Below are 21,916 nucleotides of genomic sequence, written 5' to 3'. Positions count from 1 at the left end.
CGTCTGTTGTATCGGGTTTGCCACTGTCGGTGTTCACGGCGTCCCTCCCAGGTGTGCGTCGAGAATGCGTGCGATGGCCGCGAGCGCGTGCGGTGCGGTGAGTTCGTCGTGGCTGACGTCGATGTCGTGGTTGCTGATGGTCCCGGTGATCCAGGGTCGCCAGCCGGCGGGTCCGAAGATGTCGGAGGTGTGCACGGTGGCGCTGAAATACAGTGCGTCGCCGTGGAATACGGGCCGCTGGTAGCCGGTGCGGGTGGCGGCGGAGGCATTGTAGGAGGCGGCCATGCGTTCCAGGGTCTGCGCGTCGACCAGGCTGACGCCGCCCATGCGGTCGCGGATCATGGCCGCGGCCTGTTCGGCGCTGGTGTCGGCGGGGATGTCGGTGATCCCGAAGACCGAGCCGAAGGCCGCGACGAAGGAGCCGGCGGTGAGCTTGTCGATGCTGTCACCGTCGATATCGGTGCTGTCCGCGTCGAGCAGGGCCAGGGTGCCGACCTCGTCTCCGGTTGCCGCTAGCTGGGCGGCGATTGCGTGGGCGATCAGGCCGCCGAAGGACCATCCGAGCAGATGATAGGGGCCGCGCGGTTGCAGTCGGCGAATTTCGGCCACGTAGCGCGCGGCGAAGTCGGCGATGCTGCGGGCGTGCGGTTCGCCGGACAGGTCGGGGGCCTGCAGGCCGTAGATGGGACGGCCGGGGTTCAACGTGTCGGCGAGGCCGAGGTAGGTCCAGGCGATGCCGGAGGACGGATGAATGCAGAACAGGGCGGGCTCGTCGCCGCCGGGCCGGATCGGCAGCACCACGTCCAGGCCGAGTCCCGGCGGCGAATCCGCCCGGATGGCAGCGAGTTCGGCCGCGGCCTGCTGGTCGCGCAGATACTGGCGTTCCGCCTCGGCGGCGAGTTCGGCGGCCGGTGAGGTGGCGAAATAGGCTGCGGCGGAGAGCGCGTCGGTCCACAGGTGGGCCAGCATGGTGATCTCGTGGCGGGGCAGCAGGGTTTCGGGGAAGGTGAAGCTGGCCTGCAGGCGGTCCCCGGCCACGACAGCATTGATCTCGATCTCGGCGGTGACGGGCACGTCGGCGTGCTCGGTGGCGTGCAGGTCGCCGAACTCGTCGGTGGGCAGCCAGCCGAGATCTTCGAGCCCGGCCGGAATGTCGGCGGTGGCGTAGCGGCCGAGGTAGTTGAAGCCGACGCGGCCGGGCACCCGGTCGGGCAGTTCGGCGGCGGTCTCGGGGTTGAGGTAGCGCAGCATGCCGTAGCCGATGCCCTTGTCCGGCACGGACATCAGCTGGTGTTTGACCGCCCGGATGGCCGTGCCCATGGCCGGTCCGCCGGCGAAGGCGTCGCGAATCGGTATGTCGGACAGGGCGAGTCGCACCGGGTAGACGGTGGTGAACCAGCCGATGGTGCGGGACAGATCGGCTCCCGGAACGATTTCCTGCTGTCGCCCGTGCCCTTCGAGCCGGATCAGCACCGCCGCACCGGGTTCCATCCGCCAGCGCATGACGGCCAGCGTGAGCGCGGCCAGCAGGGTGTCCTCGACGGTGCCGTCGAACAGCGCGGGCAGGGTGGTGAGCAGGGCGGTGGTGACGTCCGCGTCGACCTCGATCTCGACGGTGCGGACGGCCGGCACCCGGTCGACGGCGGGATCGAGCGCGCGCGGCCCGATCGGCGGGTCGGGGGTGGCGGCCACCTGGCGCCAGTAATCCAGTTCGGCCGTGCGGGTTTCGCGTTGCGCGGCTTCCTCGAGCGCGTGCGCCCAGCGGCGCAGGGTGGTGCCGGTCTCCGGCAGGATCGGTGGCGTGTCCCCGCTGATCTGCGCCCAGGCGGCGATCAGGTCCGGAATGAGGATGCGCCAGGACACGCCGTCGATGACCAGGTGGTGGGCGACCAGGATGAGGCGGCCGCGGCGGTCGGCGGGGCTGCCCGGGGCCGGGTCCAGCCACACCAGCTGCAGGACGATCCCGGTGGCCGGGTCGAGGCGGCCGAGCGCGGAATCCAGTTCGGTGACGGCGTATTCGCGCAGGTCGACCGCGTCGGCGGTGTCGAATTCGATGCGATGCAGGAGCGCGTCGACATCGACCGCGCCGGGTTCGCGGATGCTCATCCGCCAGTCGCCGTCCGCGTAGGCGAGCTGGGCGCGCAGGGCGTCGTGGTGGTCGACGACGGCGGTCACGGTGGCGACGAGCTGGTCGCGCCCGATGCCCTGCGGCAGTTCCAGCACCGCGGTCTGCGCGAATCTGCGGTGGTCACCGCCTCGTTCGAGCATCCAGCGCACGATGGGGGTGAGCGGCAGCTCGCCGACTCCGCCGCCGGGCAGCTCCTCGAGGACGACGGTCTCGCCCGCGGCCGCCGCGAGCGCGGCCAGCGCCGCGACGGTGCGATGCTCGAAGATCTGCAATGGCGTGAGTTCGATGCCGCGCAGCCGGGCGCGGGAGACCAGCTGGATGGCGAGAATGCTGTCGCCGCCGAGGGCGAAGAACGAGTCGTGCACGCCGACCCGGTCGCGGCCGAGCAGTTCGGCGACGAGCTCGGTGAGCACGGTTTCCAGCTCGGTGCTCGGTGCCCGGTATTCGGTCGCGGCCTCGAACACCGGCGCCGGCAGCGCCTTGCGGTCGAGCTTGCCGACGGCATTGAGCGGTATGGCGTCGAGCACCACGAACGCGGTCGGCACCATATAACCGGGCAGCCGGTCGGCGGCGTGGGCGCGTACGGCGGCCAGGTCGGCCTCGCGCCCCGGCTCCGGCAGCAGATACGCCGCGAGCGCGGTGGCGCCGCCGGGTCCGGGAACGCCCAGGGTGACGGCGAATTCGATGCCCTCGGCGGCGGACAGCGCGGCATCGATCTCGCCGAGTTCGATGCGCTGGCCGCGCACCTTGACCTGGAAGTCGGTGCGGCCCAGGTATTCCAGGCGCGGCTCGTCGAGGTAGCCGGTCCAGCGCACCAGATCGCCGGTGCGGTAGAGCCGTTCACCGGGTCGCCCGTACGGGTCGGCGACGAAGCGGGCCGCTGTGAGACCGGGTCGCGCGTGGTAGCCGCGCGCCAGGGCCGGTCCGGCCAGGTACAGCTCCCCGGCCACACCCATCGGCACCGGGCGCAGGCGATCGTCGAGGACGAGGGTGCCCGCTCCCCGGATCGGAGTGCCGATGGTGACCGGCTGCCCGGCGGTCAGGGGTTCGGAAGCCGTTGCCCAGATGGTGAATTCGGTGGGCCCGTAGAGGTTGATCAGCGTGCGCCCGCTCGACCACCGCGCCACCAGGTCCGGGCCGATGGCCTCGCCCGCCACGGCCAGCACCCGCACGCTGGACACCGCCTCCGGGTCGAGGGTCGCCAGTGCCGAGGGGGTGATGACCAGGTGTGTGACACCCTGCGCCGCAATGAGATCCGACAGCGCCTCGCCGCCGAACACCTCGGGCGGGGCGACCACGGCGGTGCCGCCGGACCCGAAGGCCATGAGCGCCTCGAAGGCCGAGGCGTCGAAACTCGGTGAGGCGACCTGGAGTACGCGGCAGTGCTCACCCAGGCTCAGCAGTTCCCGCTGGGCCCGCACGAGGTCGGCGATGCCGCGATGCGAGACGGAGACGCCCTTGGGTGTGCCGGTGGACCCGGAGGTGTAGATGAGCCATGCGGGCTGATCCGGGTACGTGGTCATGGCGCGGATCCGGCTCTGCCCCGGTGCGATCCGCACGCTGGAGGCGGCGGGATCGTCGAGCACCAGCCAGCCGACGGTGTCGGGCAGCAGCGGCCGGTGGGCGCTGGTGGTGAGCCCGAGCACCGCACGCGAGTCGGCCAGCATGTGATCGATGCGGTCCAGGGGGTGACGCGGGTCGATGGGCAGGAAGGCCGCCCCGGCCTTGGCGCAGGCCCAGATCGCGGTGATCAGCTCGAGGCCGCGCGAGAGGGCCAGCGCCACAATCGTTTCCGATCCGGCTCCGGCGGCCGAGAGCTGCATGGCCAGCCGCTGGGAGGCGGTGTCCAGCTCGCGATAGGACACCGCGCGCCCGTCGGCGATGATGGCCGGGCACAGGCGGTGGGCGGTGGCGGCGGCCCGGAAAACCTGGGCGAGTGTGGTGATCTGTTGGTGCCGCGGGCCGCGCAGCGGCACCAGCGCGGTCCGTTCGGCGGCGTCGAGCAGGTCGATATCCGACAGCCGGACCCCGGGGTCGGCGGTGACGGCGTTGAGGATCCGCTGCCACCGGGTCACCAGCCGCGCGGCGGTGGCCTCGTCGAACAGGTCGGTGGCGAAGGTGAGCGTGCCGTCGAGCCCGGCTGCCTCGGTGCCGGGCAGCGGGGTGCGCAGATCGAAGGTCAGGTCGAACTGCGAGGCGTCTCGCTCGATGGGCTCGACCGCCACCGTCAGCCCGGGGAATTCGACGGTCGGCGGCTGGAAGTTCTGCAGTGACAACGACACCTGGAACAGCGGATGCTGGGCCGTCGACCGCGGCGGGTCCAGGACCTGCACCAGCCGCTCGAACGGCACCTCCGCGTGCGCGAAGGCGTCCAGATCGGTGGCCCGCACCTGCGCCAGGAACTCCCGGAACCCCGTTGCGGGATCCACGGGTGTGCGCAGGGCGAGCGTGTTCACGAACATGCCGACCAGGTCGTCGAGGGCCGCCTCGCCGCGCCCGGCCACGGCGGTCCCGATCAGAATGTCGGGCGTGCCGGACAGCCGCGACAGCAGCACCGCCAGCGTCGCATGCAGCACCATGAACAGGCTGGTGTCGGTCGCGGCCGCCAATTCGGTGAGCGCGGCGTGCAATCCGGCGTCGAGCCGGAACTCCAGATCCGTGCTCCGCAGGCTCTGCACCGCCGGTCGCGGCCGGTCGGTCGGTAGCTCCAGCACGTCGGGCGTCGCCGCCAGCCGTTCCTTCCAATACCGAATCTGCTGTGCGGCACGCGATTCCGGATCGGCCTCGTCGCCCAGCAGTTCCCGCTGCCAGATCGCATAGTCGGCGTACTGCACCCGCAACGGCGGCCGCTCGGCGTCCGTGCCCCCACTGCGCGCGAGATACGCCGTCACCAGGTCGGTGGCCAGCGGTGCCATGGAGGCCCCGTCCGCGCTGATGTGGTGCACCACCAGCACCACCACGTGCACCTCGGCCGGGCCGATCAGCCGGAGCACTCGGACCCGCAGCGGGGCTTCGCGGGTGAGATCGAAACCTGCCCCGGTGCTTTCGGCAATGGCCGCGCGCAGGTTCGGGCCGTCGTCCGTCTCGGCGAAGCTGATCTGCGGCGCGGCCGCTTCGGCGCTGAGGACCACTTGGCGGGGGCCGTCGGCGTCGGCGGGGTAGATGGTGCGCAGCGATTCGTGCCGGGCGACCACGTCGGCGACCGCCGCGCGCAGGGCCGCCGTCTCCAGCTCGCCGGTCAGGCGCAGGGCCGCGGTGATGTTGTAGGCGGCGGAGCCCGGGTCCAGGCGGTTGAGGACCCACATCCGTTGTTGTGCCGGGGACAACGGGATTCGGTCCGGGCGAATCCGCGGGGCCAGTGCCGGCCGCCCGGGAGTCTCGGTGCCGGGGACGATACGGGACGACAGTTGCGCGACTGTGGGTGCGTCGAAGAGGTCGCGTAGTGCGATGGTCGCGCCGAGGGCGGCGTTCACCCGGGCCACCACGCGGGTGGCGGTGAGCGAGTTGCCGCCGAGGTCGAAGAAGGAGCGGTCGATGCTGACGCGCTCGGCGTCGAGGACATCGGCGAAGACCTGGGCGACGGCCGTTTCGACGGCGGTGCGGGGGGCCAGGTAGCGCTGGTCGAGGGTCGCGAAATCCGGTGCGGGCAACGCATTCCGGTCGAGCTTGCCGACCGGGGTCAGCGGCACATCGTCGAGTGCGATCAGGTAGCTCGGCACCATGTAGCCCGGCAGCGCCGCGGCGACGCGAGTGCGCAGCAGTTCGGTGTCGAGGGTGTGCCCGGCCGCGGCGACCACGTAGGAGACCAGCACCGTCTGCCCGCCCGGTCCGGGGCAGCCCAGGGTGGCGGCGTAGTCGACCTGCTCGTCGGCGGTCAGCACCGCGTCGATCTCGCCGAGTTCGATGCGCAGGCCGCGGATCTTGACCTGGAAGTCGCTGCGGCCCAGGTACTCCAGCTCCAGCTGCGCGCCGCCGGGCGTCTTGACCTCCGCCCAGCGCACCATGTCGCCGGTGCGGTACATGCGCGCGCCGGGCGCGGCATACGGGTTGGCGACGAAACGGGCGGAGGTGAGCCCGAATCGGTTGAAGTAGCCACGGGCCAGTGCGGGACCGGCCAGATACAGCTCCCCGGTCACCCCGATGGGCACCGGCCGCAGCCAGCCGTCGAGCACCAGGGCGGCCGCGCCGCGAATGGGCGCGCCGATGGTGATGGGTTCGCCCGCCAGCAGCTCACCCGGCCCGGTGGCCCACACGCTGAATTCGGTGGGGCCGTACAGGTTCACCAGGCGCCGCCCGGCGGACCAGGCGGCCACCAGTTCGGGTCCGGCCGCCTCACCGGCCACCGAGAGGCAGCCGAGTTCGTCGAGTCCCGCCGGATTCATGGTGGCCAGTACCGACGGCGTGATGACCGCGTGTGTCACCCCTTCGGTGCGCAGCAGTTCCTCGAGTGCGCTGCCGCCGTACACATCCGGTGGCGAGATGACCAGTCGCCCGCCCGCGCCGTGTGCCATGAGCAGTTCGTGCACCGAGGCGTCGAAGCTGGGGGAGGCCACCTGCAGTGTGCTGGAGGTCTCGTCCAGATCCAGCAGACTCTGTTGCGAGGCAACGAGATTGGCGAGACCGCGATGGCTCAGCAGCACCGCCTTGGGCTTGCCGGTCGAGCCGGAGGTGTAGATGAGGTAGGCGGTCTGGGCCAGGTTGATGGGCCCGCCGCGTTCGGCGTCGGTGATGTGCGCGTCGGACACCGTCATGACCCGGCGGATGGTGTTGAGGTCGTCGAGCAGCAGCCAGTCGATGCTGCCGGGCAGGGTCTCGCCGACCGCGCACACCGTCACCCCGATGGGCGCGCGGGAGTCGGTCAGGATGTGCTCGATGCGCTCGACCGGGTAGCTGGGGTCCAGCGGCAGGAACGCCGCCCCGGTTTTGGCCAGCGCCCACACCGCCACCACGGATTCCACCGACCGGGTCAGGGCCAGCACCACGAAGCTCTCGCGGCCGACCCCGCGCCGCAACAGGACTCGCGCGAAGCGGTTGGACCAGGCGTCGAGGTCGCGGTAGGTCATGCTGAGGGCGCCGGAGCTGAGGGCGATGCCGTCCGGATTGACGCGCGCGCCCGCGGCCAGGATGTCGGGCAGGGTGCGCAGGGGGGTGGGCGTGCCGCCCCGGACGGGCAGCAGCTGGGTGCGTTCGATCGGATCGCAGTGCTGCAGTTGCGCGGTGCGGCGCTCGGGATGGTCGGCGATCTGATCGAGCAGCAGTACGAACCGGTCGAGCAGCCGGCGCGCGGCGGCCTCGGGCAGTTCGTCGGCCATGAATTTCACAGTGATGGTGAGGCTTTCGCTGCCGTCGGCGGCGCGCTGCGGGATCACCATGAGGTTCAGCGGGTAGGGGGTGGCGTCGGTGCCGGACACGTCGAGGATCCGCATGCCCGCGATATCCAGTGCGCGCGAGAGGGTTTCGCGGTCGATGGGATAGGACTCGAAGACGGTGAGGGTGTCGAACAGCTCGGGCAGCCCGACCGCCCGGTGGATAGCGGCCAGCCCGACGTGCTGGTGGTCCAGCAGCCGCGCCTGCTCGGCCTGCACCCGGGCCAGCAGATCGCCCACGCGCTCACCGGGATCCAGCCGCACCCGCACCGGCAGGGTGTTGATGAACAGCCCCACCATCTCCTCGACCCCGGCCAGCTGCGGCGGCCGCCCGGAGACGGTGCCACCGAACACCACATCGGTGCGGCCGGTGAGCATGGTCAGCAGCAGCGCCCACGCGGCCTGCACGGCGGTGTTCACCGTGGCCCCGGCGGTGCGCACGGTGTCGGTGAGCCGTTCCAGTCGCGCCGCGGTGAATTCGGCCGAGACCATGCCGGATTCGGTCGAGGTGATGCCCGCGAGGGTGGGCACCGCGCGGGTCGGTGCGTCGACCCCGGCCAGCGCCTCGGTCCAGGCCGACAGGGACGCGGCGTCGTCCTGCTGATCGAGCCAGGCCAGGAATTCGCGATACGAGTGCGCCGGAGCCTGCGCGATCTCGTGCCCGGTGACCGCGGCCAGGTATCCGGCCAGCAGCTCGCGCACCACCAGCGGCGTGGACCAGCCGTCCAGGGCCAGATGGTGATTGGTCATGAGCAGCGTGTACGCCTCGGGTTCGGTGCGTATCAGGCTGAAGCGCAGCAGCGGCGGCCGGGCGAGGTCGAAGCGGGTGCCCGCGTCCACGGCGATCAGCCGGTCCAGTTCCCGCTGCCGTTCGGCCGGTTCCTCGATGGTGGTGAGATCGAGGTCCTGCCAGGGGATCTCGGCCTCGCCGAGCACCAGCTGCCGGGGGCCGTCGGCGGTCTCGGCATAGGCCACCCGCAGCACCTCGTGCCGGGCTGTCAGCGCCGCCGCGGCCGTGCGCAACCGTCCGGCATCGACCCGGCCGGCCAGCGACAGCCGGGTCTGGACGGTGTACCCGTCGGCGGTGTCGGTGTCGTAGCGGGCGTGGAAGAGCAGGCCGTACTGCAGCGGCGACAGCGGCCAGACCTCGGTGAGGTCCGGGTACTCCCGCTCCCAGGCGTCGATCTGCGCCTGATCGACCGTGACCAGCGGGAAGTCCGAGGGCGTGTGCCCGCCGGCTCCGGCGTTTCGGGCATGGGCCACCAGCGCGGTGACCGCCCGCCCCCACAGCCGCGCGAACTCCCGCACCTGCTCGGGCGTGAGCAGCCGCGACGCGTAGGCCCAGGTCACCTCGAGGCCGGCGGCGGTATGGAAGGCATTGATGTCGACAACCGCCGCCAGCGGTGCGCGATCGTCCTGGGTGGCGGCGAATCTGACCGGCACCCACGGGGTTTCCGCGCCGCCCGGATGCTCCACCCCCGCGCCCGTCCGGCCGAGATAGTTGAAACTGATCTGCGGCGTGGGCGAATCGTCGAGTCGGTTGGGTCCCGTTCCGAGGTAGCGCAGCATGCCGAAGCCCACGCCCTTGTCGGGAATCGCCCGCAGCTGCTCCTTCACCGCCTTCAGTGCCGCGCCCGCCGCGGGCCCGCCCCGGAAGGCGTCGTCGAGGTCGAGGTCGCCGAGGTCGAGCGCCACCGGGAACACACTGGTGAACCAGCCGATGGTGCGCGAGATGTCCGCACCGGGCAGCACCGATTCCTCGCGCCCGTGGCCCTCCACGGTGAGCAGCGTCCGGTGGGTGCGCCGCCAGCGGCTCGCCGCCAGCGCCAGCGCGGTGAGCAGGGCGTCGTCGAATCCGCAGTGGAAGCGCGCCGGAATGAGTTCCTGTGCGGCCGTGGCGGTATCGCTGTCGATGACGGTCCGCAGCTGGCCCATGGTGGCCACGGTGTCGAGCTCCGGATCCAGGGCCCGGGTGCCCAGCCGCGGGTCCGGTGTGGTGAGGATCCGCCGCCACAGCGGGATCTCGGCCGCGCGCGCCGTGGTCTGCTCGACCTGCCCGTGCGCCCAGCGCCGGAACGAGGTCCCCACCGGCGCGAGCGGTCCGCCCGCCCAGGCGGTGGCCAGATCCGGCAGCAGGATGCGCCAGGACACGCCGTCGGTGACCAGGTGGTGCAGCACCACCCACAGCAGTGGCTGGGTGTCCGCGCGGTCGATGAGCACGAAGCGGGCCACGATCCCGGCGGCGGGATCCAGCAGGTCGGCCGCGCGTTGCAATTCGTCCTCGCCGTCGGAATCGGGTGCGGCGGTCACGGTTTCGATGAGGGCCCCGGCCTCGATCGTGCCGGGCGCGCCGACCCGCCACTCCCACGGGCCGCTGCCGTTCGCGGGCCGGTGGGTGAGGGTGCTGCGCAGCAGGTCGTGCCGGTCGAGCAGGGCCTGCACCGCCATCGTGAGCCGGGATCGGTCGGCCTCGCCGGAGGCGACAGTGTCTTCAGCGCCGGAGGCGACAGTGTCTTCAGTGCCGGAGGCGACAGTGTCTTCAGTGCCGGAGGCGACAGTGTCTTCAGTGCCGGAGGCGACAGTGTCCTCAGTGCCGGAGGCGACAGTGTCCTCAGCGCCGGAGGCGGAAATGTCCTCGGCGCGCGGAAGCGGAATCAGCACGGCCTGAGCGAATCTGGGCCAGGTCTCGCCCTGCTCGAGCATGGCGTGCACGATCGGGGTGAGCGGCACACGGCCCACCGCGCCGCCGGGCAGCTCCTGGACCACGGGGGTGGTCACCTCGGTGGCGACGACGGCCAGCGCAGCGACGGTCTTGTGCTCGAACACATCCCGGGCCCGCAGCCCGAGTCCGGCCGCCTTGGCGCGCGCCACCAGCTGGATGGCCACGATGCTGTCGCCGCCGAGGGCGAAGAAATTGTCGTCCGCCGCAACCGATTCCACCCCGAGCACCGCGGCGAAGACCTCCGCGAGCGCACGTTCCCGCTCGGTGGCGGGCGCGCGACCGGCGCGGGGGCCGGATCCGAAATCGGGTCTGGGCAGGGCGCGGCGATCCACCTTGCCCGCCGGGGTGAGCGGCAGCGAGTGCAGCACCATCACGACCGACGGCACCATGTGCGCCGGAAGAGACTGGGCCACTGCGGCTTTCACCTCCTCCGGCGCGACCACCGAATCGGCCGCCAGCACGTAGGACACCAGCGCGGTCGCACCGCCGGGCGTGGTCGCGCCCACCGTGACCGCCATCTCCACCCCCGGATACCGCGCCACCGCGGCGTCCACCTCGCCGAGTTCGATACGGAAGCCGCGCACCTTCACCTGGGTGTCGCCGCGGCCCAGGTACTCCAGTTCCCAGCGGCCGCCGCGCCGGCGCCACCGCACCAGGTCGCCGGTGCGGTACATGCGCGCGCCCGAGGCGAACGGGCTGGCCACGAAACGCTCGGCGCTCAGGCCGATGCGCTGGTGATAGCCGCGCGCCAGACCCGGCCCGCACAAATACAGTTCACCCGTCACGCCCGGCGGCGCCGGACGCAGCCACGGATCGAGGACGACCGCTCCCATGCCCCGCGAGGGCGCACCGATCGTAATGGGATCGCCGGGGGCGAGCGGGGCGCTCAGGGTGGCGGTGACGGTGGCCTCGGTGGGGCCGTAGCCATTGATGACACACCGCCCGGCCCAGCGGACCGGCAGCTCGGGCGGGCAGGAGTCGCCGCCCACCACCACGGTGCGCAGCCGCGGCAGCGTGTCCGGTTCCAGCGAACCCGCCACGGCCGGTGTCACATTCAGGTGGGTGACCTCCAGGTGCCGCAGCACCCGCGCCAGCTCTTCGCCCGCGTAAGCGGCCGGCGGCACTACCGCCACCGTCGCGCCGACCGCGAGGGCGACCAGCAGCTCCTCCACCGAGATGTCGAAACTCGGCGAGACCGCGTGCGCCACCACGGCATCCGATCCGACGCCGAACGCGGCTCCGGAACCGGTGACCAGATTCGTCAGACCGCGATGGGTGACCGCGACGCCCTTGGGCAGCCCGGTCGAGCCGGAGGTGTAGATGAGGTACGCGACCTGGTCCAGGTGCAGGGGCGCACGCCGGTCGGCGTCGGTGATCGAACCGGAATCGCTTGCGGCGATGAGCTTCTCGGTGGCCGGGTCGTCCACCACCAGCCACTCGACCCGATCCGGCAGGGCCGCCCGGGAACCCGCCACCGTCAGGCCCGCGACCACGCCGCTGTCGGTGAGCATGTGCTCGATGCGGTCGACCGGATAGCCGGGGTCGACGGGCACGAACGCCGCGCCGGTCTTGGCGACCGCGCACATGGCCAGCACCGACTCCGCGGAACGCGGGATCGAGATCGCCACCGTGCGTTCCGGTCCGGCCCCCGCCGCGATCAGCACCCGGGCCAGCCGATCGGTGTACTCGGTGAGCTCACGGTAGGTGAACGCGGTCCCGTCCACCCGCAGGGCGATGGCCGACGGGTCCCGGCCCGCCCCCGCCGCGAGGATCTCGGGCAGCGTGCGCGGACCGGTGCCGTCGCGGCCCTGTGCGGGGACCAGTTCGGCGCGTTCGGTTTCGGACAGCGCGGTCACCGCCGCCAGCGGTTGTTCGGCGCCACCGGCCAGGAAGCGGTGCAGGAACTCCAGGAAGCGCGCGTGCAGCACCGCGAGTTCGGGCTCGTCGTAGCGGTTCGGATTGGCCTGGAAGTCGATGTGCGTGCGTTCCGCGCCGCCGCCCGGATAGACGTTCACGAACAGGTCGTCGATGAGGCCCGAGGTCAGCACGTGCAGCTGCCCGGTGACCCCGCCCAGGCGGATGCGGGTGTCGGCGAGCATGAGATTGACCGTCGGGCCGAAGCCCGCCACCTCGTCCATGGCCCAGCCGAGGTCGCGGATGATGTCCTCCTGCCGGTACCGCTGGCGGCGCAGCGCGGCGGTGAGCTCACCCTGGGTGGCGCGGACGAGATCGCCGACCGTGGCGGTGGGGGAGGGACGCAGCCGCAGCGGCACCACATTGGCGACCATGCCGCCGGAGCGGCGCAGGACGGCGGTGGTGCGGCCGGATACCGGCAGGCTCAGCACGATCTCGCCCGCCCCGGTCATGGCGCCGACATAGGCGGCGAAGGCGGCCACCACGACCGGCGCCGGCCTGGTGGACAGGGCGGTGGTGAGCGAATCAAGCAGGGCCGCCGTGGATTCCGGCAGTGTGCCGCTGAGCAGGCGGGGGTGGGCGTCGACCGCGCCGGTGCGCTTGCCCAGCTGCGCCGGTTCGGGCAGGCCCGCCAGATGCGCGCGCCAGTACTCCCGGTCGGCCTGGATCTTGTCCGAATCACGGTATGCCGCATCGGCTTCCACGATGCGCTGCAACGGCTCGGCCCGGCCGGGCGGAATCTCGTGCCCGGCGGCGGCCTCGTTGTAGATCTCGGAGGTGCGCTGCAGCATGGTGAGCGCGCCGACGCCGTCGATCAGGATGTGGTGGAACCGCGAGTACCAGTACCAGTGGTCCGGGCCCAGGCGCAGCATGGCGATCAGGCACAGCCGGTCGCGGGTCAGGTCCAGGGGCGCGGTGTACTCGGCGTGCATCCACGCCCGTGCGGCGGCCGCCGGATCGGGCGCGCCGCTCAGGTCGACGGTGTCGATCGTGTCGTCGAGCGTGGTGTCCACGAGCTGCCAGGGCAGCTCGTCGATTTCTGTCAGGCGCAGGTATCCGGTGCCGAACTCGCGCCCGGCGCGGCGGATCGCGTCGGCGAGCAATTGCACGTCGACGGGGCCGGTGAGCTCCACGTACTGGGCGATCGAGACGGGCGTGTCACCCGCCAGCTGCTGGGCGAACCAGATGCCGCGCTGGGCCGCCGAGAGAGCGAAGGCCGCGGATGAATCAGGGGTGGATGTGGACAGGGTGCTGAAAACCATTCTGAAACATCCTGCGGGCGATAATGATTCGGTACGGTCAGGCTGCAGCCTCCCGTGCCGGCGGCAGTTCCGCCGCGGTGAGCGGGGCGTCCGAACCGGTGAGGTACTGCACCAGCGTGGAGCGGTCGTCGAGCACCAGCCAGCGGCTCGGATCGGTGATCCGCTCCCGGCCGTCCTTGGTGGTGACGCCGAAATCGGCACGCGCCACCGTGGTTTCGGTGGTGAGCGGCACCGGAATCGCGCCGATCTTGGTGATGGCCAGACGGGACACCGCGGCCTCCAGCTGCGGGGTCTCCGCGATCGCGATGCGGGCCCCCGGGTGGGCTCCGAGCCGCAGCAGCATGCGCGCGAGGCGGTTGCTCCAGCGATCCAGTTCGGCGTAGCTCAGTTCGCAGTCGGCGGCGGTCATCGCGATGGCGGCGGGCGATTCGACCGGCTTGCACATCGAACATCATCCTCTCGGAGGGGCGCTTGCGGTGGCGTTCGGGATGTATCTACTGTCGCCGCCGCGCGCCGTGGCCGATAGCGACCACAGTGCTGCCGGAATCCGCTCCGAGGGTGCGGATGTACCCACCCTGGGGTGGGTGGAAGATCAGCCGCCCAGGCCCTCCATGGTCTGGGAGATCATGGCGATGGAGTCGCGCGGGCTCAGTGCCATGGCCCGGAGCTGGTCGAACATCACGCCGTAGCGGCGTACCTCCGGATGGCCCTCGATGAGCTCGTCACTGGCGATGCCCTCCACGTAGACCAGCTCCGGGTCCGCGGGGTCCGGGAAGTCCAGCAGCGTGAAGGAACCCAGCATGCCCGGGTGCGCGCCGGCGTCGAAGGGCAGGATCTGCAGGATCACATTGCGCTTCTCGGTGTGCTCCAGCAGCAGGGTGAACTGCTGGAACATCACCTCCGGGCCGCCCACCAGCCGGCGGATGACGGCCTCGTCCAGCACCACCCACAGTTCCAGCGGATCGTCCTTGGTGAGCACCTTGGCCCGCTCCTGGCGCGCCCGGATCCGTTGCTCGATAACCTGATCCGAGATCTTGGGCATGGTGGTCTGGTACACCGCGTTCGCGTACGCCTCGGTCTGTAGCAGGCCGGGGATATAGGTGGACTGGAAGAACCGAGCCGAGAGCGCCTCGGCTTCGAAGTTGATGTAGGCGCCGTAGACCTCCGACACCGCATCCTCGAAAGACCGTGCCATGCCTGGGCGGAGCGCATCCACCAGCAACTGCAAGGCATCTGAACGTTGCGGCTCGCCGATGCCATACAGGTCCAGCATGGCCGTCAGGGTGCGGCGCTGGGGCCTGGCCTGAGCGGTTTCGATGCGGTAGAGGGTGGTCACGTTGATGCCGGTCTTGGCGCTGACCACTTCTTTGCTGAGCTGCGCCGTCTCGCGCATCTCGTGCAGCATCGCGGCGAGCCGCCGCAAACGGACGGTGAGCACGGTGCGCTTGCCTGCCATGACAACCCTTTCCCTTGTCGCACTTGCTAGAACGCAGTATTGCGTTCTTGCATTTGTAAGAGCATGATCCAGCTAGCCTATTCGTGAACAACCGATCCGATGACCGGTATAGCTGAATCCGGAGACCAATCATGTTGGTGCGATTAGTGATGCTGTCGGGTGCGTATAGGGAGTCTCGATGACCATGTCGATAGCCGGCGTCCTGCCGACCGCTCCGCAATTGCTCTGTGCCTTCCAGGGGAGGCGATTTCAAGATCGAGTGTTGCTACGGTCGGCGCACGCTCTCGCCGAACTGCACGAACGTCGCGGCCAGCTACGGGATCCCATGATGGTCAGCGAGATCGATTGTCGCCGCAGCGAACTCGTTGACGATATCAATGATTGGGTGGAACAGGAACTGCCGCAACACCGCAACGGCGCCACGCTGCACACCGAGAGCCTGGGCGCGGTCGTCGACCGCATGGCCCGGAGCTGGGTGGAGGCCAATCAGGTGATCGATCACGAGGGCGCGGGCAGTGATAACACCCATAAACACTGGTACCACCTGGCCGAACTGGTGGACGGCTACACTGATCTCGTAATCGACGTGGCCGGTGGCCGCCGCCGTTTACCAGAACAATGATTCCAAATGCATTGACACAATTGATGTATTGCCAACGAATCGTTGATCGTCAGCGGTGACGTCAGCCGAGTCGTGCTATCGGACCAATAGGTCGCTCGAACCGTAGGACGTCGCCCGCCCGAGACGGCGGGCGCAACGGGGCGCCCCGCCCGGCGTGCCGCGTGGTCGACTGGCGCGGCACGCCCGCCTGGATAAATCGCGGAGCGCCCCAAAACCATCCGCGCGGTTTTTGTTCACGCCATGTTTCATTCACATGGCGGCGGATTCACAAAATTGCGGGTGTAATACGGCGTTTCACATTTCGAGGGAGGGAGTTCGTCATGAACACGGGCGAGGGCACGGCCACCGAGCTCTACCGGCGGGCCCAGGACGGCACATTCCGCCTGGAGATGGGAGCGGCGCGTAACTGCGCCGCACACTTCCTGCGGTTCGCAGACGCACTGGACCCGCAAATCGAGCGCAGCCACGATACTCATACCCTCACCGGCTTCGGTGATTTCGACTCCGCCCACCAACTACGGCGCGGTTTCGAACACAAGGGCCGCCAGCTCACCGAGGCCCTGACCGCCCTGCGTCACTCCGCCCTCGACATGGCCGCCGCCTACCTGCTGGCCGCCGGCCTGATCGAGGCCACCGACGCCACCTACTCGCGCACGCTGCTGGCCGCCGCCGCGGGCCTCTGAGACTTCGGGTCTTGTTGATCCCTCACCCGGAGAAGGTTGGGCCGGTATCCGCCGAACGGGTACCGGCCCAATTCTTGTCGTCCGGACCCGGCGCCAGCGGTGGACCGCCAACCCGTTCCGCCGCAGCCGATCTCATCCGTTCCCGGAGAACGCCACCGTCGTCCCCACCCCGATGATCATCGCGCCGCCGGTGGCCCCCACCGCCTCCAGCCGCCGCGGTGACCGGGCGAACCACTCGCGCGCCGACGCCGCCCCGAGCGCCCACACCACATCCGAAAGCACCTGCAGCACCGGGAAGATCGCCCCCAGCACCAGGAACTGCACCGGCAGCCACCCGTTGGCGGGCACCGCGAACTGCGGCAGCACCGCCGCGAAGAACACCACCGTCTTCGGATTCGTCGCCCCCACCACGAACCCCTGCCGCACCACCCGCCGCTGCGCCCCCTCCGGCACTCCCGCCCGCAAACTCTCCCCGAGCTTCCGCCGCCCCCGAATAGCCATGCCCCCCAACCAGATCAAATACACCGCCCCCGCGATCTTCACCACCAGAAACAACATCGCCCAGGCCATCAGCAACGCCCCCAACCCCACCGCCGCCCCCACCAAACACACCGCAGTCCCCGCCCCTGTCCCCACCACCGACAACACCGCCGCCCGCCGCCCCAACACCAACGCCCGCCCCACCGCGAACATCACATTGGGCCCCGGAATCACAATCAGGATCACCGCCGCCGCCCCGAATGCCACCACATGCGACACAGGCACCATCACCCCAGGGTAACCACGGTGGCCGCCGGATACGGCCGTTCTGCTCGGAAGCTGTTGGGGTCAGCGGTCTTTCCAGTAGTTGTCGGGGCCTACCAGGTTGAGGATGGTGCGGGCGGAGGCCTCGAGGTTGGGTTCGAGGGAGGCGTCGACTGTGAGGTTGATGTAGAGGGAGTAGGACTCGTAGAGGTAGCGGTATTCCTGGCTGCCCCAGCTGGAGTAGGTGGCCTTGAAGAGGGTGTCGGTGTTGGCTTGGCAGACGCTGGAGCCGACGCCCTGGGTGGGGCACCAGACGTCCCAGATCTGGTCCTGGCCCTTGAGGCCGTTGTAGAGGGTTTCGGCCTCGGTGTTGGAGGGGAAGGCGAAGACCTCGATGGAGGTCAGGATCTTCTCGGAGGCGTCGAGGTAGACGCCTGTCATCATCTGCTGGCACTTGTTGTTCTGCAGCGCCGTCTTCACGTTCTGCGACATATTGCTGGAGACGCAGTCCTTGGGGCCGAAGGAGCGACGGGTGAACACCACGCCCTTGCTGTCGGTGAAGCTCTGCGGCAGTAGGGCGTCCGCGGTGAACGGGGTCTTGTCGGTGGACTGCTTGTTGAGGGTGTTCTTGTCGAAGCCCGCGGTGGTGCTGGTCGGCGGGGCCGTCGTGGTCACGGTGGTGGTCGTGGAGGTGCCGGCGGCCGAGTTCTTGTTGGAGTCCTTGCCGGTGAGCACCACCGCGCCCACAGCGATGGCGATGACCAATACCACCAGCAGGACGCCGAGGATCACCTTGAGTGCCGTGTTCGCCGAACTGGACTGCGGTGCAGTCGAATACGCCACCGGCTGCTGTGGCATGGACCAACCGCTCGGTGGGCTCGGCGTGGTCGGCGAGCCGAACGCCACCGTCGGCACGGCGGGCGCACTGGCCGGCTGCCCGGCGTGCCGATCCAGCACCGCCAGCGCCTCGGGCACATAGTTCGCACCGTCGGGCGTCAGATACACCGCCCGCAGCGTGTCACTCCACTCCGTCGCGGCGGGCCGGGCGTCCGGCCCGAATCCGCCGTTGCCGAAGGCCCGGTCGAACAGCGCCCGCACCCGCGGATCGAGATCGGCGGGCACCCCGGACGGCTGCCACGACGCACCGGGCGCCCCCGCCCCGGCATCCGGCAGCAACGTCCGATACACCAGCACCGCCAGGTCGTACCGATCCTTGAACCGGTCGTGGGCCGCGTCGGGCGTCGCCGGCCCGGCCGTGTCGATGACGTACGCCAGCGGCGCGGCCGGCTGCCACAGCACGTTCTTGGCGGACAGGTCCCCGTGCGCGAATTGCCGTTCCTCGAGCACCCGCGCGATGTCGCTCAGCCGGATCGCCAGTCCGGCCCGGAAATACGACGCCACCTGCCCGGGCGCGGCCCACAGCTGATCCAGGGTGCGCGGCCGCCCGTCCGGCTGCAGGAAGTCCATGGGAATCAACGGCAGCACGGTCCCGGCCAGCATCCCCTCGTGCAGCACCAGATCGATCGGCCAGTTCACCGCCTCGGCGGCATCCCCGGTGGATCCGCCCGCGGCCTCGGCGGCGAGGACGGTCTGCCGCCCGAAGAGCATGGCCTGCCGCGCCGATTCGATGGCGTCGGGACCGGTGACCGGAGTCCGGTACAGCTTGTAGAGCCGCTGCTGCCCACGCGGATCCCGGCACAGGTACTGCACCGACCGGCTGCCCGCGGTATAGAACGGTTCGTTGTCCACGTCATAGGACTCTCCGGACAACCCTGCTACGACCACCATCGAACTACCCCCGCCCGAGCAGTAACTCCGACAACGCGAACGAACGCGACAACGCGGCGAGCCTAACCGTTCAACTGTCCGCCGCGCCCGGCAATAAACGCAAGACACCGCTGACCGTCCCCTCATTCGCGGTCAGCGGTGTGGTGCGGTCGACCCGAAAGCTGACCCGGCAGTCAGCGCAGTGCCGCACGACCTTTCAAGCGACCCAGGATCACCAGGGCGAGGAGGGTGACCAGCACCAGCAGCGTGGTACTGGCCGCGGCATCGAAGACTTCGCCGCGGTCGGTGGCCGCGAAAATGGCCACCGGCAGGGTTTTCCAGGTCGCGGGGTAGACCATGATGGTCGCCCCCAGCTCACCCATGGACAGTGCGATGGCCAGCCCCGCCGCCGCGCCGAGCGCGGGCAGCAGCAGCGGCAGCGTGATCCGGAACAGGACCCGCGCCGGTCCGGCGCCGAGCGATTCGGCGGCCTGCCGGTAGCCGGGGTCGAGCCGGTCCAGCGCGGCGGAGACCCCGCTGAAGGCGTAGGCCAGCACGAGCACCGTATGCGCCAGGATCACAATCCATTTGGTCCCGCCCAGCAGCAGCGGCCGCTCGTTGCAGGTGATGAGCACGCCCAGGCCGATCGCGACCGACGGCACCGCGACCGGCACATGGAACACCGCGTCGGTGAGCCGCCGCAGCCAGCCGGGCGCCTCCATCGACGCCAGCGCCGCCCAAGTGCCCAGCGCCAGTGAGAGCAGTCCCGCCAGCAGCGCGGTCTGCAGGCTCACCGACAGGCTCGCGGACTCCTCGCCCGACAGCGCCCGGGAGAAGTTCGCGAACCCCAGCTGCGAGGGCAGCGGCCCGTTCCAGCGTCCGGCCAGTGCCGCCGCCACCACGGTCGCGATGGGCGCCACGAACACCACCGCGACGACGACTCCGAACACGGCGAGCACCGCGGCCCGCCCGCGCCTGGTCCACACCAGCATGGTTCAGCTCTCCTTCCGCGCACCGGTGAGGCGCGCGAACAGCAGCCGATATCCGAGATACAGGCCGAGTGACAGCAATACCTGCACCGAGGCCAGCACCGCGGCTCCCGGCAGATCGAAGGTGACGATGCCGCGCGTGTAGATCAGCGCGGGCAGCGTGATGACACCCTTGGCCCCGGTGAACAGCACGATGCCGAATTCGTTGAGGGTCAACAGCAGCGTGAGGCTGCCGCCCGCCGCCAGCGCGGGCCAGGCCTCCGGCATCACCACCTGCGCCAGCACCCGCCACGGCGAGGCGCCCAGACTGGAGGCCACATCCAGCTGTTCGCGCGGCATCTGCGCGAACGCGGCCAGCAGCGGCCGCACCACGAACGGCGTGAAGAAGGTGACCTCGGCGAGGATCACGCCCCAGGGCGTGCTGAGGAAGTTCACCACCGGCCGCGTACCGCCGGTGATCTGGTTGATGAACGCGTTCACCGCCCCCGCTGTCCCGTACAGGAACGTGAAGGCCAGTGTCACGAGGAAGGACGGCAGTGTCAGCACCGAGTCGATGAGCCGGCCCACCAGCTGCGAACCCGGAAACGGCACGAATGCCAGCACGATCGCCAGGAATGTCCCCAGCAGCAGGCAGCCGATCGTCGAGCTGACCGCGATGGTGACGGTGCGCAGCAGCGCATTCCGGAACGACTCTTCGGCCAGCACCGCCGACCAGGTCCCGACCCCTCGCCCGGACTTGGTCTTGGTCGATTCCAATAGCACCCGCACGATGGGATACACCGCGATCAGCAGCACCGTCAGCACCGGCGGCAGTGTCCACAGCACCGGCCGCCACGACCGTCCCGGCTCGCGAGTCCCGGGAGCCTCTGCCGCGGAAGGAGATTCGAGCAGCGCGGTCACGACGGCCTCCCATCCCGCGCCGCGGCTGCCCCTGCGACCAGCTCGGAGGCCTCGTCGGCGGTCACCGCGCGCCGTCGCGACACCGTCCGCCGTTCTTCCCGCAGCGGGCTCGATGTCACCGCGGCATAGTCGAATTCACCCGTAGCTCGACGGGCCGGCGGGGCGGTCATGCGCGGACCTCGCCGTCCGCGGCGGAGTCGGTGCCGATGCCCGGCGGGATGAGCACCCCGGCCGGGTCGGGGAAGCACACCCCGATGTGGTCGCCGGGCTCGATCTCGGTGTGGCCCAGGACATCCACGGTGAGCTCGGCGGGTATACCCGTCACGTCGAGGTGCAGCCGGGTCGAAGCGCCCTTCCAGACGCTGGTGATCACGGTGGCGCGCAGCGCATCTCGTTCGGTGAGCGGCACGATGCGCACAGTCTGCGGCCGGACGCACAACTGGGCGTCGGCATTCGGTGCCCAGTCGGGGCGTCCCACGCCGGGCGGCGGCGCGTCCGCGCGCAGCGTGTGCTCGCCGACGGTCACCAGCGCGGCGGTGCCGGAGACGTGTTCGACCGTGCAGGCCAGCAGATTCGCGCCGCCCAGGAAGGATGCGGTGAATTCGGTGGCGGGCTGCTGCCACAGTTTGTGCGCGGTATCGATGTCGACCAGCCGCGCGTCGCGCATGACCGCGATGCGATCTGCCAGCGCGAGCGCCTCGGCCTGGTCGTGGGTCACGTACAGCATCGCCGTGTCCGGCAAGGCTTTTCGCAGCTGCTGCAGCTCGCCGAGCATGTTCTGGCGCAACTGCGCGTCCAGCGCCGCGAGGGGCTCGTCGAGCAGCAGCACCCGGGGCCGGATGGCGAGTGCCCGCGCGATGGCGACGCGCTGCTGCTGCCCGCCGGACAGCTCGCGCGGCAGCCGCTGGGCGTAGGCGCCCATGCCGACCATGTTCAGGGCCTCGGTCACCCGGGCCCCGATCTCGTTGCGCGGCACGCGATGTGCCTTCAGCCCGAAGGCCACATTGTCGTGCACCCGCATGTGCGGGAACAGCGCGTAGGACTGCACCACCACCCCGATGCCGCGTTTGGCGGGGGAGAGGTCGGTGACGTCGCGGCCGGCCAGCCGCACCGCGCCCGAGGTGGGCCGGACGAACCCGGCCAGCGCCTTGAGCGCGGTGGACTTGCCGGAACCGCTGGGCCCCAGGAGCGCGACCGTTTCCCCCGCGGCCACCCGCAGGTTGAAATCGGCCAGTGCCACAGTGGATTTACGGCCGCGACCGTAGGTGACTCCGACCCGGTCGAACACGATGGCCGGTTCGTCGGTGGTCTCGCCGGCCACCGTGGATGTCGTCAACGCGGAGGACATGGTTGCTGCTCCTGG

11 protein-coding genes are annotated in these 21,916 nt (G+C 70.3%); 2 read left to right on the top strand and 9 right to left on the bottom strand.

Features of this window, described 5'->3' with window-relative positions:
- Window positions 1-33 precede the first annotated feature (33 nt).
- The 3 genes from ABZV44_RS18695 to ABZV44_RS18685 all read right to left on the bottom strand — a co-directional run bounded on the left by ABZV44_RS18695 (window position 34) and on the right by ABZV44_RS18685 (window position 14,848).
- Complete coding sequence (locus ABZV44_RS18695) at window positions 34-13,392, bottom strand: amino acid adenylation domain-containing protein (protein WP_354837611.1); 13,359 nt, start codon at window positions 13,390-13,392, stop codon at window positions 34-36.
- A 37-nt stretch (window positions 13,393-13,429) separates the two neighbouring features.
- Window positions 13,430-13,837, bottom strand: coding sequence for an AMP-binding protein (locus ABZV44_RS18690; RefSeq protein ID WP_354837609.1), 408 nt, complete (start codon window positions 13,835-13,837; stop codon window positions 13,430-13,432).
- A gap of 147 nt (window positions 13,838-13,984) precedes the next feature.
- Window positions 13,985-14,848, bottom strand: coding sequence for a helix-turn-helix transcriptional regulator (locus ABZV44_RS18685; protein WP_354837607.1), 864 nt, complete (start codon window positions 14,846-14,848; stop codon window positions 13,985-13,987).
- A 178-nt stretch (window positions 14,849-15,026) separates the two neighbouring features.
- Between ABZV44_RS18685 and ABZV44_RS18680 the strand changes: the two genes are divergently transcribed.
- Together ABZV44_RS18680 and ABZV44_RS18675 are read left to right on the top strand one after the other, a co-directional pair.
- The gene (locus ABZV44_RS18680; RefSeq protein ID WP_354837605.1) at window positions 15,027-15,470 is read left to right on the top strand and encodes a DUF4254 domain-containing protein; all 444 of its coding nucleotides are present in this window, start codon (window positions 15,027-15,029) and stop codon (window positions 15,468-15,470) included.
- 320 nt (window positions 15,471-15,790) lie between these two features.
- Window positions 15,791-16,153: a hypothetical protein gene (locus tag ABZV44_RS18675; RefSeq protein WP_354837603.1), complete on the top strand. Its 363-nt coding sequence runs from the start codon at window positions 15,791-15,793 to the stop codon at window positions 16,151-16,153.
- A 132-nt stretch (window positions 16,154-16,285) separates the two neighbouring features.
- Here the strand turns inward: ABZV44_RS18675 and ABZV44_RS18670 are convergent, their stop codons facing one another.
- From ABZV44_RS18670 to ABZV44_RS18645, 6 genes are all read right to left on the bottom strand, one after another.
- Window positions 16,286-16,921 (bottom strand): LysE family translocator, encoded by a 636-nt coding sequence (locus ABZV44_RS18670; RefSeq protein ID WP_354837602.1) that lies wholly within the window; start codon window positions 16,919-16,921, stop codon window positions 16,286-16,288.
- A gap of 60 nt (window positions 16,922-16,981) precedes the next feature.
- A complete protein-coding gene (locus ABZV44_RS18665; protein ID WP_354837600.1) occupies window positions 16,982-18,685 on the bottom strand; it encodes a hypothetical protein in 1,704 nt (567 codons plus the stop codon).
- Window positions 18,686-18,858: 173 nt separating this feature from the next.
- Entirely contained in the window at window positions 18,859-19,656 is a 798-nt protein-coding gene (locus tag ABZV44_RS18660; protein ID WP_354837598.1) for an ABC transporter permease subunit, read from the bottom strand.
- Window positions 19,657-19,659: 3 nt separating this feature from the next.
- Window positions 19,660-20,553 carry a 2-aminoethylphosphonate ABC transporter permease subunit gene (locus tag ABZV44_RS18655; protein ID WP_354837596.1) on the bottom strand — a complete coding sequence of 298 codons (894 nt, stop codon included), beginning with the start codon at window positions 20,551-20,553 and terminating at the stop codon, window positions 19,660-19,662.
- Window positions 20,550-20,723, bottom strand: a complete 174-nt coding sequence (locus ABZV44_RS18650) for a hypothetical protein (protein ID WP_354837594.1) — start codon at window positions 20,721-20,723, stop codon at window positions 20,550-20,552. The genes ABZV44_RS18655 and ABZV44_RS18650 overlap by 4 nt, the downstream gene beginning before the upstream one ends.
- Entirely contained in the window at window positions 20,720-21,901 is a 1,182-nt protein-coding gene (locus ABZV44_RS18645) for an ABC transporter ATP-binding protein (protein ID WP_354837593.1), read from the bottom strand. Before ABZV44_RS18645 ends, ABZV44_RS18650 begins: the two co-directional genes overlap by 4 nt.
- Between the last annotated feature and the right edge of the window lie 15 nt (window positions 21,902-21,916).

The organism is Nocardia sp. NPDC004860, assembly GCF_040609015.1.
Lineage (GTDB): Bacteria > Actinomycetota > Actinomycetes > Mycobacteriales > Mycobacteriaceae > Nocardia.
The sequence above is the reverse complement of the archived record's forward strand: the minus strand, read 5'-3'. Positions and strand labels throughout refer to the sequence as shown.